The organism is Microlunatus aurantiacus (assembly GCF_039536605.1).
Lineage (GTDB): Bacteria > Actinomycetota > Actinomycetes > Propionibacteriales > Propionibacteriaceae > Microlunatus > Microlunatus aurantiacus.
In genome coordinates this window covers 1-17,251 of record NZ_BAAAYX010000026.1, presented here as the reverse complement: position 1 = coordinate 17,251, position 17,251 = coordinate 1, and the positions used below count along the sequence as shown (strand labels likewise).

16 protein-coding genes are annotated in these 17,251 nt (G+C 69.8%); 12 read left to right on the top strand and 4 right to left on the bottom strand.

All coding sequences use genetic code 11. The features are described from left to right. Positions 1 to 99 precede the first annotated feature (99 nt). Positions 100 to 1,962, bottom strand: a complete 1,863-nt coding sequence (typA, locus tag ABD714_RS21095) for a translational GTPase TypA (protein WP_344814430.1) — start codon at positions 1,960 to 1,962, stop codon at positions 100 to 102. A 238-nt stretch (positions 1,963 to 2,200) separates the two neighbouring features. Between typA and ABD714_RS21090 the strand changes: the two genes are divergently transcribed. From ABD714_RS21090 to ABD714_RS21070, 5 genes are all read left to right on the top strand, one after another. Continuing rightward, positions 2,201 to 2,500, top strand: coding sequence for a hypothetical protein (locus ABD714_RS21090; protein ID WP_344814429.1), 300 nt, complete (start codon positions 2,201 to 2,203; stop codon positions 2,498 to 2,500). 117 nt (positions 2,501 to 2,617) lie between these two features. Beyond that, positions 2,618 to 3,769, top strand: coding sequence for a GTPase family protein (locus ABD714_RS21085; RefSeq protein ID WP_344814428.1), 1,152 nt, complete (start codon positions 2,618 to 2,620; stop codon positions 3,767 to 3,769). Between the two features lie 83 nt (positions 3,770 to 3,852). Beyond that, entirely contained in the window at positions 3,853 to 5,754 is a 1,902-nt protein-coding gene (locus ABD714_RS21080) for an alpha-amylase family protein (RefSeq protein ID WP_344814427.1), read from the top strand. Further along, positions 5,733 to 6,269 (top strand): type III secretion system chaperone family protein, encoded by a 537-nt coding sequence (locus ABD714_RS21075; RefSeq protein WP_425562434.1) that lies wholly within the window; start codon positions 5,733 to 5,735, stop codon positions 6,267 to 6,269. Before ABD714_RS21080 ends, ABD714_RS21075 begins: the two co-directional genes overlap by 22 nt. A 147-nt stretch (positions 6,270 to 6,416) precedes the next feature. Next, positions 6,417 to 7,169 (top strand): phosphoglyceromutase, encoded by a 753-nt coding sequence (locus ABD714_RS21070; protein WP_344814426.1) that lies wholly within the window; start codon positions 6,417 to 6,419, stop codon positions 7,167 to 7,169. A gap of 185 nt (positions 7,170 to 7,354) precedes the next feature. Here the strand turns inward: ABD714_RS21070 and phoU are convergent, their stop codons facing one another. Next, the gene (gene phoU / locus ABD714_RS21065; RefSeq protein WP_344814425.1) at positions 7,355 to 8,020 is read right to left on the bottom strand and encodes a phosphate signaling complex protein PhoU; all 666 of its coding nucleotides are present in this window, start codon (positions 8,018 to 8,020) and stop codon (positions 7,355 to 7,357) included. Between the two features lie 231 nt (positions 8,021 to 8,251). Between phoU and ABD714_RS21060 the strand changes: the two genes are divergently transcribed. The 3 genes from ABD714_RS21060 to ABD714_RS21050 all read left to right on the top strand — a co-directional run bounded on the left by ABD714_RS21060 (position 8,252) and on the right by ABD714_RS21050 (position 11,310). Beyond that, positions 8,252 to 9,490 (top strand): sensor histidine kinase, encoded by a 1,239-nt coding sequence (locus ABD714_RS21060; protein ID WP_344814424.1) that lies wholly within the window; start codon positions 8,252 to 8,254, stop codon positions 9,488 to 9,490. A gap of 5 nt (positions 9,491 to 9,495) precedes the next feature. Next, complete coding sequence (locus tag ABD714_RS21055) at positions 9,496 to 10,173, top strand: response regulator transcription factor (RefSeq protein ID WP_344814423.1); 678 nt, start codon at positions 9,496 to 9,498, stop codon at positions 10,171 to 10,173. Positions 10,174 to 10,356: 183 nt separating this feature from the next. Then, positions 10,357 to 11,310, top strand: coding sequence for a ribose-phosphate diphosphokinase (locus tag ABD714_RS21050; RefSeq protein WP_344814547.1), 954 nt, complete (start codon positions 10,357 to 10,359; stop codon positions 11,308 to 11,310). A gap of 49 nt (positions 11,311 to 11,359) precedes the next feature. Here the strand turns inward: ABD714_RS21050 and ABD714_RS21045 are convergent, their stop codons facing one another. Next, entirely contained in the window at positions 11,360 to 11,890 is a 531-nt protein-coding gene (locus ABD714_RS21045) for a hypothetical protein (RefSeq protein ID WP_344814422.1), read from the bottom strand. A gap of 269 nt (positions 11,891 to 12,159) precedes the next feature. Here ABD714_RS21045 and ABD714_RS21040 point away from each other — a divergent pair, with 269 nt between their 5' ends. Then, a complete protein-coding gene (locus ABD714_RS21040; RefSeq protein WP_344814421.1) occupies positions 12,160 to 12,645 on the top strand; it encodes a CarD family transcriptional regulator in 486 nt (161 codons plus the stop codon). Continuing rightward, positions 12,642 to 13,142, top strand: a complete 501-nt coding sequence (gene ispF, locus ABD714_RS21035) for a 2-C-methyl-D-erythritol 2,4-cyclodiphosphate synthase (RefSeq protein ID WP_425562436.1) — start codon at positions 12,642 to 12,644, stop codon at positions 13,140 to 13,142. The genes ABD714_RS21040 and ispF overlap by 4 nt, the downstream gene beginning before the upstream one ends. Positions 13,143 to 13,166: 24 nt before the next feature. Here ispF and ABD714_RS21030 read toward each other — a convergent pair whose 3' ends face one another. Then, positions 13,167 to 14,276: a neutral zinc metallopeptidase gene (locus tag ABD714_RS21030; protein WP_344814420.1), complete on the bottom strand. Its 1,110-nt coding sequence runs from the start codon at positions 14,274 to 14,276 to the stop codon at positions 13,167 to 13,169. 132 nt (positions 14,277 to 14,408) lie between these two features. Between ABD714_RS21030 and ABD714_RS21025 the strand changes: the two genes are divergently transcribed. Beyond that, positions 14,409 to 16,151 carry a DUF2207 family protein gene (locus tag ABD714_RS21025; protein WP_344814419.1) on the top strand — a complete coding sequence of 581 codons (1,743 nt, stop codon included), beginning with the start codon at positions 14,409 to 14,411 and terminating at the stop codon, positions 16,149 to 16,151. Between the two features lie 584 nt (positions 16,152 to 16,735). Continuing rightward, positions 16,736 to 17,101 (top strand): hypothetical protein, encoded by a 366-nt coding sequence (locus ABD714_RS21020; RefSeq protein ID WP_344814418.1) that lies wholly within the window; start codon positions 16,736 to 16,738, stop codon positions 17,099 to 17,101. The last annotated feature ends 150 nt before the right edge of the window (positions 17,102 to 17,251 follow it).

Below are 17,251 nucleotides of genomic sequence, written 5' to 3'. Positions count from 1 at the left end.
CCCGGACACCCTGCGGGCCGTTCCGGCGAAGTTCAACGAAAGCGCTGCGGACGACGGGCATCGGCCCCGGAGGGCCGCCGCGTCGCCGGCGGGTCGGGCTCAGGCCTTCTTCGCGCGGGATCTGGTCCTGCTGCGCTCGCCGGCGGACAGGGTGACCTTGCGGATCCGGACGGCGCCCGGGGTCACCTCGATGCACTCGTCACCCCGGCAGAACTCCAGCGCCTGCTCCATCTGCATCAGCTTCGGCGGGATCAGCCGCTCCAGCTCGTCACCGGTGGAGGAGCGCACGTTGGTCAGCTTCTTCTCCCGGGTGGCGTTGACGTCCATGTCCTCGGACCGGGCGTTCTCGCCGACGATCATGCCCTCGTACACCTCGGTGCCCGGGCCGACGAACAGGGTGCCGCGCTCCTGCAGGCTGAACAGCGCGTACGAGGTGACCGCACCCATCCGGTCGGAGACCAGCGAGCCGGTCGGACGGGTCCGCAGCTCACCGTGCCAGGGCTCGTACGCCTCGAACACGTGGTGCATCAGACCGGTGCCGCGGGTCTCGGTCAAGAACTCGGTCCGGAAGCCGATCAGGCCGCGGGCCGGCACCAGGTACTCGATCCGCACCCAGCCGGTGCCGTGGTTGACCATCATCTCGAGCCGCCCGCGGCGCAGCCCCATCAGCTGGGTGACGACGCCGACGAAGTCCTCGGGGATGTCGATGGTCAGTCGCTCGACCGGCTCGTGCACCTTGCCGTCGATCTCCCGGGTGACCACCTGGGGCTTGCCGACGGTCAGCTCGAAGCTCTCCCGGCGCATCATCTCGACCAGGATGGCCAGCTGGAGCTCGCCCCGGCCCTGGACCTCCCAGGTGTCCGGCCGCTCGGTCGGCAGCACCCGGATGGACACGTTGCCGATCAGCTCGGTGTCCAGCCGGGCCTTGACCAGGCGCGCGGTCAGGTTCTTGCCCGACTTGCCGGCCAGCGGGGAGGTGTTGATGCCGATGGTCATCGAGATCGACGGCTCGTCGACGGTGATCAACGGCAGCGGCTTGGGGTTCTCGGGATCGGACAGCGTCTCGCCGATGGTGATGTCGGGGATGCCGGCGATGGCCACGATGTCGCCCGGGCCCGCGGACTCGGCGGGCTCCCGCTCCAGCGCGTTGGTCATCAGCATCTCGGACAGCTTGACCGTCTTGACGGTGCCGTCGGAGCGGCACCAGGCCACGAGCTGGTTGCGGGTCAGCGTGCCCTCGATGATGCGGCACAGGGCGAGCCGGCCGAGATACGGCGAGGCGTCGAGGTTGGTGACGTGCGCCTGCAGCACCGCGCCCTCGGTGTAGGAGGGGGCCGGGATGTGCTCCAGGATCGCCTGGAACAGCGGCTCGAGGTCGCCCGCCTCGGGCATGGAGCCGTTCTCCGGCTGCGTCAACGACGCCCGGCCGGCCTTGGCCGAGGCGTAGATGACCGGGAAGTCCAGCACGTGGGTCTCGTCGTCGTCCAGCAGGTCGAGGAACAGCTCGTACGTCTCCTCGACGACCTCCGCGATCCGGGCGTCTGGGCGGTCGACCTTGTTGACCACCACGATGATCGGCAGGTTCTTGGCCAGCGCCTTGCGCAGCACGAACCGGGTCTGGGGGAGTGGGCCCTCGGACGCGTCGACCAGCAGCAGCACGCCGTCGACCATCTCCAGCCCGCGCTCGACCTCACCACCGAAGTCGGCGTGGCCGGGGGTGTCGATGATGTTGATGGTGAGCTCTTCGCCACCGGGGATCGTGTGCTTCACGGCCGTGTTCTTGGCCAGGATGGTGATGCCCTTCTCCCGCTCCAGGTCCATCGAGTCCATCACCCGCTTCTCGACGTCCTGTCCGACGCGGAAGGCACCGGACTGCCAGAGCATGGCGTCGACCAGCGTGGTCTTGCCGTGGTCGACGTGGGCGACGATCGCGACGTTGCGCAGATCCTGACGAATAGGCATGAGTTGCTCTCTGTGGACATCGGGACAACTTGTCGAGTCTAGTGGTCGACCGCCGCCACCGCCGTACCCGTGGGCGTGCGCGTGAGCGACCTCACTCGAACCGCTCGAGCGAGCTCCCGACGGCGGCGGGTCGGTCGTCCGTCGGGAGCGTGCACGGGAGCCCATCCGCGCTCCCAGATGTTTACGACGTAAAGTCGCAGGGGTGAGCGGTCGACCGGCCGCTCCCGGGAGGAGAACCATGAGTTTCAGTGACAAGGCCGAGGACACCGCGAAGCAGGCCAAGGGTGCCGCCAAGGACCTGGCGAAGCAGAGCAGCGGCGTGGTCAACGCGCTGCACAACCTCGGCATCCGCAGCGAGTACGCCTACGCCGCCGGCGTGGCCTCGATCGGCCTCAGCTACGCCAGCTACTTCATCAGCCGCGGCAAGAGCGGCGACTCCAAGGCGCAGTCGGACCGCTGGGGGATCTTCATCGGTCACTGGGCGCCGACCTTCTTCGCGCTGGGCATCGCGCTCAAGCTGGAGGAGAAGGACAACTGATCAACGGGGGCGCTGGGGTCCGGCCGTAGGCTGACCCCGGTGCCGTCCGCCGGGGCGGCGTCCGCCGACGACACCCGGTCCGACGACCACTCTGTCCGCTGACGAGACGAGGTTGATGTGGCCAAGCCCGACGACTGGTTCAACGAGTCGTTCCGCAGCGAGTACGACCAGCAGAACGAGTCACTCGGCCGGTTCAACCTGGCCCTGTTCGGCAAGACCGGGGTGGGCAAGTCGACGCTGCTGAACGCGATCTTCGGCGAGGAGGTCGCGCGCACCGGCATCGGGGCCCCGGTCACCCGGGGCAGCCACCTCTACCTGGACAAGGTCGGTCACCTCGGCATCGTCGACACCCAGGGTGTCGAGATCGGCAAGGACGACCGGGAGATCCTCCGCGACCTCGAGAAGGTGGTCAAGGAGAGCCGCAAGCTGCCGCTCTCGGAGCAGATCCACGTCGCCTGGTACTGCGTCCGCGGCATGGACCGCCGGTTCGAGGACACCGAGGCTGACTTCGTCCGCCGGCTCGACGAGCTGGGACTGCCGGTGATCATGGTGCTCACCCAGGTGCCTCGCCGCAACGGCCAGTTCCATCCGGACGCCGTGCTGCTGGCGGAGCAGATCATCGCCCGGCGGCTGCCGATGGAGGGCGGGCGGCCGTTCATGACGTACGCCAAGGCGGACGAGTTCGCCGGCCAGGAGTCGTACGGTCTGCAGGAAGTCCTCGATGCCACCTTTCGCGTCGCGCCGGAAGGCGTCCACGGAGCCCTCACCGCCGCGCAGGAGATCGATCTTTCCCGCAAGGCAGCCGAAGCCCAGAAGGTGATCGGCGCAGCGGTCGCCAGCGCCGGCGGGGCCGCAGCGATCCCCATCCCGTTCTCCGACGCCACCCTGCTGGTGCCGATCCAGCTCGGCATGATGGCCAAGATCGCCCACCTCTACAAGATCAAGTTCGACCGGGCCGCGTTGATGGCGATCGTCTCGACCACCGCCGCCACCCAGGTCGGTCGGGCCACCTTCACCGGTCTGATCAAGCTCGTCCCGGGCGCGGGCACGCTGATCGGTGGGGCCATCGGGGCAGGGGTGGCCGGCACCTTCACGTACGCGATGGGCCAGGCCTGGCTGCGCGTCTGCCAGCAGGTCAACGCCGGAAAGCTCGGCGGTCTGGACGGTGCCCTGGACAACGAGCAGCTGCGCGACGCGTTCCTGACCGAGTTCAAGAAGCGCCTCGGCCGCAAGGACACCGGTGCGGTCCGCAAGGCGGCCGGCGGCTGACCTCCGGGGCCGGGCGACGGTCGCGACCGACGTCGCGCAGACCCTGGACGACCGTCCGGTCACAGCCACTAGATTGACCCGCGATGAGTACTCCTGACGTCGCCGGTCTGCTCGAGGGCGAGCCGGCCCACGACCAAGTCGTGTTCGCCACCCGCCTCCAGCGGTACTGGCCCGATCTGCTCGCCGGGCTGGCCGGTGCCTACCCCGAGCACGCGGTGGAGATGGCGGGTCGTGCCGCCGAGATCGCGGCACACAACTTCCGGCAGCGGCCGGAGGACCTCCGCCTGCTGGACCTGCGCCGGCACGCCGACCCGCAGTGGCACCAGCACCCCCGGATGCTGGGCTACGCCGCGTACACCGACATGTTCGCCGGTGACCTCCGTGGGATGCGGGACAAGATCGACTACCTGGCCGAGCTGGGGGTCACCTACCTCCACCTGATGCCGCTGCTCAAGCCGCGGCCGGGGGCCAACGACGGCGGCTACGCGGTGATGGACTACCGCGCCGTTCGGGACGACCTCGGCTCGGTGGACGACCTGCGGGACCTGGCCACCGACCTGCGCCGGTCCGGCATCTCCTTGACCGTCGACCTGGTGCTCAACCACGTGGCCACCGAGCACTCGTGGGCGCGGGCCGCGGCCGGCGGCGACTCCTTCTACCGCGACTACTTCTTCATGTTCGCCGACCGGGACATCCCGGACGCGTACGAGCGCACCCTGCCCGAGGTCTTCCCGGACTTCGCGCCGGGCAACTTCACCTTCGACGACGAGTCGCAGTCGTGGGTCTGGACCACCTTCAACACCTGGCAGTGGGACCTCAACTGGCGCAACCCGGAGGTCTTCTTCGAGTTCGCCGACATCATCTGCTGGCTGGCCAACCTGGGCGTGGAGTGCGTACGGCTCGACGCCATCGCCTTCATCTTCAAGCGGCTCGGCACCAACTGCCAGAACCAGCCGGAGGTGCACGCGATCACCCAGGCCCTGCGGGCGGTCGCCCGGATCGCCGCACCGGCGCTGATCTTCAAGGCGGAGGCGATCGTCGGCCCGACCGACCTGCCCCCCTACCTCGGCGTGGGCAAGCACGCGGGTCGGGTCAGCGACCTGGCCTACCAGAACTCGCTGATGGTGCAGATCTGGTCGTCCCTGGCCGCGAAGGACACCCGCCTGTTCTGCGCGGCGATGAACCGCTTCCCGGCCAAGCCGCCGAGCACGGTGTGGGGCACCTACCTGCGCTGCCACGACGACATCGGGTGGGCCATCGACGACGGTGACGCTGCCTCGGTCGGGCTCAACGGGTTCGAGCACCGGCGCTTCCTGGCCGACTTCTACGCCGGCACCTACCCGATGAGCGACGCCCGCGGGCTGGTGTTCCAGGAGAACCTGCAGACCGGGGACCGCCGGATCAGCGGCAGCGCGGCCTCGCTGGTCGGCATCGAGGCCGCCCTGGCCAGCGGCGACGAGGCGCACCTCGACCTGGCCATCCGGCGGCTGCTGCTCGCCTACGAGATCGTGCTGGGGTTCGGCGGGCTGCCGCTGCTCTACATGGGCGACGAGATCGCCCAGCGCAACTTCTACGACTTCGTCGACGACCCGGCGCACGCCGACGACAACCGCTGGGTGCACCGACCGCCGATGGACTGGGAGGCGGCCGAGCGGCGGCACGTGGCCGGCACCCTCGAGCACCGGGTCTGGCACGGTCTGCGCCAGGCGGTCTCGGTGCGGTCCGGTCTGCCGAGCATGGACGCGTCGGTCGAGTCGGAGGTGATGGACCCGGTGAACCCCGGGGTGCTGGTGCTCCAGCGACGCGCCTCCACCCAGACCATGGTCGGGCTCTACAACATGACGCCCGAGGTGCAGAAGCTGCCGCGGTGGGTGGTCGCGCTGGGGAACTGGTGCCGGGACGCGCTGACCGAGGAGACACCCCTCGACGACGGTGAGATCGTGCTGGAGCCCTACCAGACCCGGTGGCTGGTCCAGTCGGTGTGACCGCCGACGAGCGCGGGGAGGGAGCGGTGCGGGCGTCCGCCGTCGTCCGGGCCGCCCTCACCGAGCTCGACCTGGACTGGACGGAGACGGCACCGGGTCTGTTCGGTGTCACCCTGCCGGGCACCCGCAAGCTGACCACCGAGTGCGCCCTGCAGGTCGGGCACCACGGACTGTCCGTCCGGGCCTTCGTGGCGCGCAACCCCGACGACGACCACGAGCGCGTCTACCGGTGGCTGCTGCAGAAGAACCTGACTCTCTACGGCGTCGCGTTCGCCGTCGACGCCCTGGGTGATGTCTACCTGAGCGGGCGGGTGTCCCTGGCCGCGGTGTCGGCCGCTGAGGTCGACCGGCTGCTCGGTGCCGTCGCCCAGACCGCCGACGACAGCTTCAACACGATCCTCGAGCTCGGTTTCGCCGACAGCATCCGGCGCGAGTGGGCCTGGCGGCGGTCGCGGGGGGAGTCCACGGCCAACCTGGCCGCCTTCACCCACCTCGACCCCGGCCCCACCTCCTGAACCGGCCCACCGCCTGAGCCGCTGCGTTCCTGGGCTGCTCGTGAAGCCTTTGACCGGTGCTGGACCAGGGGAGGGGCCCCGACGGTCGGGCCTCCGGGTGGACGGGCCGATACCTGCCGGAAACCCGGCATCACTAGAGTTCCGCCCATGTCCTTGACGTTGATCCTGCTCCGCCACGGCGAGAGCGAATGGAACGCGAAGAACCTGTTCACCGGCTGGGTGGACGTCGATCTGAACGCGAAGGGGGAAGCCGAGGCGCAGCGTGGTGGCGAGCTGCTGGTCGAGAACGACCTGCTGCCCGACGTGCTGCACACCTCGCTGCTGAAGCGGGCGATCCGCACCTCGCAGATCGCCCTCCAGGTCGCCGACCGGCACTGGATCCCGACCAAGCGCCACTGGCGCCTGAACGAGCGCCACTACGGCGCGCTGCAGGGCAAGGACAAGGCGGCCACGCTCGCCGAGTACGGCGAGGAGCAGTTCATGACCTGGCGACGGTCGTACGACACCCCGCCCCCGCCCATCGACAACGACGACGAGTTCGCGAACTTCCACGACCCGCGCTACGCGGCGCTGCCGCCCGAGCTCCGGCCGCAGACCGAGTGCCTCAAGGACGTGCTGAACCGCGCCCTGCCGTACTGGTACGACGAGATCGTGCCCGATCTCGGCGCCGGCAAGACCGTCCTCGTGGCGGCGCACGGCAACTCGTTGCGGGCCATCGTCAAGCACCTGGACCAGATGGGCGACGCCGAGGTGGTCGGGCTGAACATCCCCACCGGCATCCCGCTGCTCTACCAGCTGAACGACGACTACACCCCGGTCACGCCGGGCGGCCGCTACCTCGATCCGGCTGCGGCCGCTGCCGCCATCGAAGCGGTCAAGAACCAGGGCAAGAAGAAGTAATCAGTGCGGAGACGGCGAAAGCCGGTCGAACAGATGCTCGACCGGCTTCCCGTCGCGAGCGGCCGAGAACGAAGCGCCGGTTCTGTCTGGACTGAGGAAGCGTGCGGACACGCTCTACCGTCGGCACGCGACGAGGGAAGACAGAACCCTCAGCGCGCAGTGAACAGCGAGTGACGACAACACTGTCACGGCTGGGGCCAGAACTCCGTCTCGGGGAACTCGCCGGTCACGACGTAGATGATGCGGCGGCCCATCGAGGCGGCGTGGTCGGCGATCCGCTCGTAGTAGCGGCCCAGCAGAGCCACGTCGATCGCGGCCTCGACCCCGAACTCCCAGGAGTCGCTGAGCATGACCCGGAACTGGCTGAGCCGGAGGTCGTCCATCTCCTCGTCGCGGGAGCGCAGCTCCTCGGCGCTCTCGATGCTGCGGTTGTTGAGCGTCTGTCCGGCGGTGATGACCATCTTCTCGGCGACGTCACCCATCCGGACGAAGTTGGGCCGCAGCAGTGCCGGGACCGCCACCTCGGGGTAGCGCAGCCGGGCGATCTTGGCGACGTGAGCAGCGAGATCGCCCATCCGCTCCAGCTCGCTCACCATCCGCAACGACGCGACCACCGTACGGAGCTCGCCGGCCACGGGGGACTGCCGCGCGAGCAGGTGGAACGCCCGCTCCTCGATGTCGGCCTGCATCCGGTCGAGATCGGCGTCGTCCCCGATCACCTGCTCGGCGAGGTGGATCTCGGCCTCCAGCAGGGCCGTCGTGCTGGAACGCACCGCGATGGCGACCTTCTGGCACATCTGCACCAGGTCGGCGAGGATGTCGTCGAGCTGTTCGTGGTAGGAGTCGCGCATGAAGGTGTCCTTGCTGTGATTCGTCAGGGGCGATGCATCGGGTCGCGTGGTGGCGGGCCGGGGCCGCGCTCGGTACGCACCTCGCCAGGTCGAGCCTATGCCCGGCACTTTCGATCAGACGTGACCCGCGTGAACGGGGGGTGAACTCCGCTCGAACATCCGCGTCGCGCGGAGCGTGGCCCGCCGGGCGTCTGGCGGGTGACTGCAGGTCGACGTCCTAGGATCCCGAGTGTGAACTGGGTGGGTGTGCTGCTCGGCGGGATCGGCCTGCTCGTCGGTCTGGGCCTCGGGCTCGCCATCGCCGCGCTGGTGCGGCGCAGCCGCCACGTCGACGGGCTGACGGTTCCGCAGGTCCGTGAGGTGACCGTGCCTCCTGGCGTCCGCGACGTGCTCGGGGTGATCCGGTCGGCCGGCGTGGTGGTCGGACCGCACGACGAGGTCCTGGAGTCCACGCCGCACGCGTTGAACCTCGGCCTGTCCCGCGGCAGCCGGTTGGTGGTGCCCCGCGTGCTCGAGCTGGCTCGGGAGTCCCGCCGCGAGGCCCGGTTGCTGGCCGAGGAGGTGGAGGTCCGGCGAGGGTCACGTGACGTCCGCGACGCCGACCTCCTGCTCGGGATCCGGGTGGCCCCGCTGCCCGAGGGCCTGGTGCTCGTGCTGGCCGACGACCTCACGCACGCGCGTCGGGTCGAGGCCACCCGCCGGGACTTCGTGGCCAACGTGAGCCACGAGCTGAAGACGCCGATCGGAGCCATCTCGCTGCTGGCCGAGGCCGTGGAGGAAGCGGCGGACGACCCGGTGGCGGTGCGCCGGTTCGCCGCGCGGATGGGTATCGAGTCGGCTCGCCTGGCCGACCTGGTCGCGCAGATCATCGACCTCTCCCGGCTGCAGGGTGACGACCTGATGGGTCAGGCCGAGAGCATCGAGGTCGACGACGTCCTGATCGAGGCCGTGGACCGCTGCCGCGTCGACGCCGAGCAGCACCAGGTGAGCATCACCATCGCCGGCGAGAGCGGGCTGCGGGTGATGGGGAACCACCTGCAGCTGAGCACCGCCATCGGCAACCTGGTGGAGAACGCCCTCGTCTACTCCGATCCCGGGGCTCGGGTCGTGGTCGCCGCCCGGCGGCGGGTCCGCAGCGACGACGACTACGTCGACATCACCGTGTCCGACAACGGCGTGGGGATCCCCGGCGACCAGCTGGAGCGCATCTTCGAGCGCTTCTACCGCGTCGACTACGCCCGCAGCCGGGCCAACGGCGGCAGCGGGCTCGGGCTGTCGATCGTGAAGCACATCGCCGCCGCCCACAACGGTGACGTCACCGTGTGGAGCCAGCCCGGCCGCGGCTCCACGTTCACCCTGCGCCTCCCCATCCACCTACCGACCCGGCAGGAGCTGGACGACGACGCAGCCGTCGACGACCCCGGCGGCGACGTCGTGCCCCTGCTGACCCGAACCCAGACCAGGAGTTGACTGAGATGACCCGCGTGCTTGTCGTCGAGGACGAGGAGTCCTACCGCGACGCGCTGGCCTACATGCTGCGCAAGGAGGGCTTCGACGTGGTCGAGGCCGCCGACGGGACGGAGGGGCTGGCGGCGTACGACAAGGTCGGTGCCGACATCGTGCTCCTCGACCTGATGATGCCCGGCGTGCCCGGAACCGAGGTCTGCCGCCAGCTGCGGCAGCGGGGCCCCGTGCCCGTGATCATGGTGACCGCCCGGGACAGCGAGATCGACAAGGTGGTGGGGCTGGAGCTCGGCGCCGACGACTACGTGACCAAGCCGTTCAGCCAGCGTGAGCTGGTGGCCCGCATCCGTGCGGTGCTGCGCCGGGGCCAGGACGTCGAGCTGATGCCTGATGTCGTGGAGTCGCACGGTGTCCGGATGGACATCGAACGGCACGAGGTCTCCGTCGACGGACGGACGGTGCGGCTCGCGCTCAAGGAGTTCGAGCTGCTGGAGATGCTGCTCCGCAACGCCGGCCGGGTGATGACCCGCGGTCAGCTCATCGACCGCATCTGGGGTGCTGACTACGTGGGGGACACCAAGACCCTCGACGTGCACGTGAAGCGGCTCCGGACCAAGATCGAGGCGGACCCGGGCCGGCCCAAGGTGCTGCTCACCGTGCGCGGCCTCGGCTACAAGTTCGACGGCTGATGATCGTCACTCGCTGTTCGCTGCGCGCCTACTGACTCTGTCTTCCCTCATCGCTCGCAAACGGAAGAGCGTGTTTGCTCTCTCGTCGGTCCAGACAGAGTCGGGCGCTCCGCTCTCGGCCGCTCGCGACGGAGACTGGTCGGCGTAGCAATTCACCGCCACTACAGTGACGCCGTGACGGCGATGATCTCGGTCTTCTCGGGCTCGGCCCATCCGGCTTTCGCGGCCGAGATGTGCGACCTCCTCGGGGTCGAGCTGTCGCCCTCGCGGACCACCCGGTTCAGCAACGACTGCCTCCAGGTGCAGCTGCGGGCCAACTGCCGGCGGCGGGACGTCTACATCGTCCAGACCCTGGCGTCGCCGGTGCAGGACCACCTGTTCGAGCTGCTGCTGATGCTGGACGCCGCCCGCGGGGCGTCGGCCACCAGTGTCACGGCGGTCATCCCGCACTTCGCGTACGCGCGCTCGGACAAGAAGGACGCGCCGCGGATCTCGATCGGGGCCCGGCTGGTGGCGGACATGCTGGCGGAGGCAGGCGCCACCAGGGTGCTGACCATGGACCTGCACTCCCCGCAGGTGCACGGGTTCTTCTCCATCCCGGTCGACCACCTGAACGCCGTCTCGGTGCTGGCCGAGCACTTCGTCGGCGACGACCTCAGCAACACGGTGGTGGTCTCCCCGGACCTCGGCAACGCCAAGGTGGCCAGCCAGCTGGCCCGGATCCTGGACGTCCCGGTGGCGGCCGGCTCGAAGCAGCGGCTGGCCGACGACACCGTGGTGATCGACCGGATCGTCGGGGACGTGGCCGGCCGCGACGTGATCGTGCTGGACGACGAGATCGCCACCGCCGGGTCCATCGTGGAGCTGCTGGCCAAGCTGCGGCAGCAGCACGTCCGCCGGATCCGGATCGCCTGCACCCACGGGCTCTTCACCGGTTCCGCCATCGAGCGGCTGCGGGCGCAGACCGACGTGGACGAGATCGTGATCACCAGCACCCTGCCGCTGCCGCCGGAGAAGCAGCTGCCGAACATCGAGGTGCGTTCGGTGGCGCCGCTGTTCGCCGAGGCGGCCCGCCGGATCCATCTGGGCGAGTCCGTCTCGAGCCTGTTCAGCGACCGCGAGACGTACGGCCGTTAGAGCTCGGGCGGCCCGGCCGGATCGCTGAGGGCCGGTCGACGGGGCGGGATCAGCTGCTGGGGGTCGGTGACGGGGTGATGCTGGCGTAGTCCGGCTGGTCGGCGTCGACGATCGGCACCCGGATGGTCAGCTCGCCGGCGGTGCTGAAGGTCAGGGTCAGCTCGGCGTCGGTGCCCACCACGAGCTCGGGGCTCTTCAGCTCGATGAGGGACCGGTCGGTGAGGACCACCAGGGCGTCCTCGCTCAGCCCGACCGGGTCGGGCAGCGTCACGGTGAACGGTGTGCCCGCGGTGCCGTCCAGCGCGAACGGGTGCCCCGAGACCGCGGTCATGGCATCCCGATCCTGGGCCACGATGCTGGCGGACAGGTAGCCCGTGCCGTCCTCCCGGCTGAGGATCATCAGGTTGCGGACCTGCACCGCCTTGCCCGCCGGGCCGGCGTCGGCGTTCACGCCCTCGGCAGGGGTGTACGGCTGGGTGGTCTGCGCGTCCATGCCGCAGGCGGAGACCAGGAGCAGCAGGGCGCTGAGCAGGGTCGCGACGAGCGTACGGTTCGCGCGGGCTCGCGAGGGCTGGGTCACGGTCTCGACTCCTGATGGGGCGTGCGGGGGCAAGTGGCGCCAACTCTAGCGATCCGGCGCCTGACCGTGGAGCCGCGTACCCTCGAGGGGGCGCGTCGGTCGTCGGACGCTGCGCCGCGACGGCGCCGAGACGCCCCGAAAGGCATAGCGCGGCCATGTTTGTCAAGGCCCGTCAGCGTCTCGATGTGCCCTCTGGCTAGCGCAAACGCCGGATTCTGTGGATTCTCAGCGTGGTAGACTGGGATCCCGCGAAAGGGGTACAAGAAAATATGACCTTCACAGTCGGCGAAACAGTGGTCTACCCGAATCATGGGGCCGCCGTGATCGAGGACATCGAAACCCGTCAGATCAAGGGCGAGGACAAGCTCTATCTCGTCTTGAGGATCGTGGGCCAGACCGATCTCATCGTTCGGGTCCCGGCCTGCAACCTCGACCTCGTCGGCGTGCGCGACGTCGTCGACGCGGAGGGCCTCGAGCGCGTGTTCAGCGTGCTGCGGGCTCCGCACACCGAGGAGCCGACCAACTGGTCGCGCCGTTACAAGGCCAACCTGGAGAAGCTGCACTCCGGGAACGTCATGAAGGTCGCCGAGGTCGTCCGTGACCTGTGGCGACGTGAGCGTGAGCGAGGCCTGTCCGCAGGAGAGAAGCGGATGCTGGCCAAGGCACGACAGATCCTCGTCTCCGAGCTGGCTCTGGCTGAGCGCGTGGCGGAGGACAAGGCCGAGGTGCTGCTCGACGAGGTTCTCGCCTCCTGAGCCAGTTCCAGCCGGCACCGTTCCGCACCGGGATCGGCGTCGACGTGCATCGACTGACACCCGGCCACCCCTTGTGGGTGGCCGGGTTGTTGTTCTCCGACGAGCCCGCGGGCCTGGAGGGACACTCCGACGGTGACGTCGTCGCCCACGCCGCCTGCGACGCGCTCCTGTCGGCGGCCGGGCTCGGTGACCTGGGCAGCAACTACGGCACCGACCGCCCGGAGTGGCGGGGGGCCAGCGGGGTCGCCTTTCTCCGCGAGACCTCCGTGCGCGTCCGGGCGGCCGGCTACGAGATCGCGAACGTGGCCGTCCAGCTGATAGGCAACCGGCCGCGCTTCGCGCCGCGTCGGGCGGAGGCTGAGAGCCTGTTGTCCGGCGTGCTGGGCGCCCCGGTGTCGGTGTCGGCCACCACGACGGACGGGCTCGGGCTCACCGGTCGGGGCGAGGGTGTGGCCGCGCTGGCCACCGCGCTCCTCCACCGGGTCGCGGCTTACTGACAGCCGCTTGTGGCCAACCAGGCGCTAGCGCACCTGGTTGGCCGGCGCGGTGAAGGTGTTGCACCGGCCGATGTCGCTGGTGCCGAGGCCGGTGGTGCCCCAGAACTCCCGGGTCCGCGCCAGACCGTGGTTGCCTTCGACGTTGGGCTCGCCGGTGATGGTGTCGTCGCCCACCGCCACGAACGTGTCCTGGATGCCGCGCAGATCGGACTGCTGCACACCCAACGACCGGGACACCGACCGCATGTAGACCCCCGCGAAGCAGTCGGCCTGGGTCTCCAGCCGGCGGATGAGCTGGTTCGACTCCCGCTCGGACCCGGCGTTCTGGGCCAACGCGTGGGCGCTGATCAGCAGACCGGTCCGTCCCTGCAGGGCGTGCCCGAACTCGTGCGCCATCACCACGTCGGCCGCCCACTTGTTGGTCCGCACGATCGGCACCGCCTGGGGCAGCAGGTTGGAGAAGTAGATCTGCTGGTCGGCGCTGCAGTAGAAGGCGTTCACGCCGGACTCGCCGCACTTGGTGGTGATCTTCTCGCCGTAGATCGTCACCGAAGGGCGGGGCAGCAGGAACTCCGCGGCCGTGACCGGCGGGTCCCAGACCCGCATCAGGCACTCGACCTGGCCGTTGAAGTGGGTCTCGAGGTCGGAGTCGGAGGCGTTCGCCACGTTGATCGGCGGGTTGTCGCAGCGCACCGGGATGGGTGCGGTCTGGGCGTAGAACCTGTTGTTGACCAGCAGGTCCTCGGCCTCGCCGTACGTCTTCGGCAGCGGGATCTCCGGCGGGGTGCTGTCCGGCGGCGGCACCTGGTAGTTGTCGTTCTGGTACGCGGTGTCCGACGAGCTGGTCAGCGCGTTGACCAGCACCAGCCCGACAATGGCCAGCAGGCTCAGCGACACCAGACCGAGCAGCAGGGACATCAGCGGGCTGCGCTTCCGGGGCCGCTGGGTCGGGGGACCGTAGTGCGGCACCCCGGGCTGCGGTCCGCCGAAGCCGCCGGGCGGGTTCTGTCGCTGCGGGGACTGGCCACCGAAGCCGTACGCAGGTTGCCCGAAACCCTGACCACCCCAGCCGGGCGGGGGCTGGTTGCCGTACGGGCGCTGGCCGCTCGGCGCACCCCACTGCTGCTGCGTCACGAGCGGAAGCCTAACCGGCGGGGGTGTCCGGCGGAGGTGGCGGCTGCCGAGGATGACGACCCTTCACAGCACCTCCGATCGCCGTGGCGCGGGCTCGGCCCGCACGACACACCCCTGTGGGAGGCTTAGCCCGTGCCGGAGACCTTCACCGCCGACCGCCGCCGCGTCACTGGTCGCGCCGCTGCGCTCCCGACCCTCACCCGGGCGGTCCTGCTGGCCCTCACCGCCCTGCTGGTGCTGGTGGGACTGAGCGCCGGACCCAACGCCCTGACCGCCCGCGCCGAGGGGACGGCGTCGACCTTCGTGGTGACGGCCAGCCTCGGGCTCGACGGCACGCTCAAGGTCCGTGAGGACATCACCTTCTCCGGTACACCCCCGGCCGAGGTCAAGCAGACCTTCGAGCTCAAGAAGCAGCTGCTGGGCGACCGGCGCTACGTGTACGACATCGGCGGCTTCCAGGCCACCAACGGCGGCCAGCCGTTCGCCCCGGACGTGCAGACCACCGAGGACCGCTTCGCCGCGGTGACGTTCCCGACGAACGGCCAGAACCAGGTGACGTTGGAGTACTCGGTGGTCGGGGCCGTCATCGCCACCCCGGAGGGCACGGCGCTGGAGTGGCCGCTGCTGCAGGGCTTCGAGTCGACGGTGACCGACTTCTCCGCGACCGTGGCCATCCCGGTGCCGTTCTCCTTCATCGAGTGCAACGCGGGGTCCCCGAACTCCGAGGTGCCGTGCCAGTTCGCCGCGGCGGGCACCGACGACGCGCAGCAGCCGACGTTCCGGGACGGCCCGCGCGGACCGGGCGAGTTCGTCCAGGTCCACATCGGCTTCCCCGCCGGGGCGCTGGCCGCCAACGAGCAGATCGAGGAGGTCTGGACCTTGGCCCGGGCCTTCTCGGCCAAGCCGTTGCCGCTGGCGCTGGCCCTGGGTCTGCTGATCCTCGGCGCCGCGGCGCTGGTAGCTCTGCACCGGCGGGCCGGCGTGGACGCGGGCACCGGGTCGGAGGTGACCCGCGCCGCCGAGTTCGTGCCGGTCGGGGCCGGGCAGAGCGAGTTCCGGGTGCTCGGCGACGTGCGACCGGGCCACGTCGGCACGGTGGCCGACGAGCGGGTCGATCCGATCGACATCACCGCCACCTTGATCGACCTGGCGGTGCACGGGCACCTGCGCATCACCGAGCTGCCGCGGGAGGGCGATTTCGCGGCCACCGACTGGTCCCTGGCCCGCACCGACAGCTCCGCCGACGACCTGCATCCCTTCGAGACCGTGCTGCTGGACGGCGTGGTCGGGCCCGAGCAGGTCAAGGTCTCCGAGCTGTCGTCCCGCGTCTACGAGTCGGTCGGCAGCGTGCAGGACAAGCTCTACGACGAGGTCGTGGCCAACGGCTGGTTCGAGCGGCGGCCCGACGCCATCCGCAACCGCTGGACGCAGACCGCCATCGGTGCCCTGATCGGCGCTGTCGTGCTCACGGCGCTGCTGGCCGCCTTCACCACGTTCGGGCTGGTCGGTCTGGCTCTGATCGCCCTCGCCCTCGGTCTGATGTTCGTGGCCCAGGAGATGCCCGCCCGAACCAAGAACGGTGCGGCCCTGCTGGCCGGCCTCGGCGCGCTGCGCTCGGACCTGATGTCGCACCCGACCGACCAGATGCCCCCCGGCCGGGAGCTGAGCGAGATCTCCGAGCTGCTGCCGTACGCGGTCGTGCTCGGTGGGCACCAGCGCTGGCTGGACGCGATGGTGGCCAGCGACGACGACGCCGACGAGGACCGCTATGACCTCGGCTGGTACCACGGGCCGGCCGGCTGGCACCTGCGCGACCTCCCGGCCTCCCTCAAGAACTTCATCACCACGGTCTCGGGTCAGCTCTTCTCCCGCTAGCACTTCTGGTTGTCGGCCTCTGGTCGCGATCGCGCGTGCGAGGTCACGGCACCCTGCCGGGCCGGCGGCTGCCACAAGTGCCCCTCGGCGTACGCGGCTCGTCGGCGCCTCCGGGGAGTTCCGGGACGAAGCACGGCTCGGGGCGGAATTTCCGCCTGTGGATGGAGAGTGCCGGGCAGAGCGGCTCGGGGGGCCGAGTAGTCGTCCGTGGATGGAAAGTGCCGGTAGGACGCGGCTTGGGGGCTCAGTAGTCGTCCGTGGATGGAAAGTCCCGGCCGGACGCGGCTCGGGGGCCCGAACAGTCGTCAGTGGATGGACAGTGTGATCCCAGGACTCCGACAGCTCCGACCGTCGTCAGTGAGCTGACCCGCCGGTCACGGCGCCGAGAAGGAGGTTCCGGCACGCTGGGGGTGTCACCAGCGTGACTGTTCCTCCTTCTCGGCAGTTTCTGGAGCGTCTTGCGAGCCCGTACGGCGGGTGAGAGTGCTCTCATCGCCGGCTCCTGTTCACCTCATCTGCTGTTGGTTTCCTAGTTCTTGTCAGCAGCAAGGGGCCGCTGACCCGAACCGAGAGAAGTGATGACGATGTTCACCAAGACCAAGTGGATCCTGGCCGGCGGCGCGGCGGCAGTGGCGCTGACCCCGGTAGCGGCGTTCGCGAGTGGCTTCGACGCCACCTCCACCCAGCAGACCTCGAGCTCGGTGAGCAGCGTGCAGGCCGGTTCGCTGGCCGCCGACGCCACGGCGGGCGTGCTCCCGGCGGTCGACCCGACCGCGGTCACGCCCAACACCCCGAACACGGCGGTGACGCCCAACACGCCCAACACCCCGGCCAGCCCGGCCAGCCCGGCCAGCCCGGTCAGCGCCAAGTCCCCGGTGAGCCCGAAGACCCCGGCCAGCCCGGTGAGCGCGAAGTCCCCGGTGAGCCCGAAGAGCCCGGCCAGCGCCTGACCCAGGTCACCGGAACGAGCCGGTCGCCAGAACCCCGAGGACGCCAGAGCCCCGAGGACGCCAGCACCACTGAGTGGGGCTTTCTCACTGTCGACGCTCGTTCAGGAGTGGACCAGGTTCGCTCGTTGAGATGTGGACCACGGTCTTTGT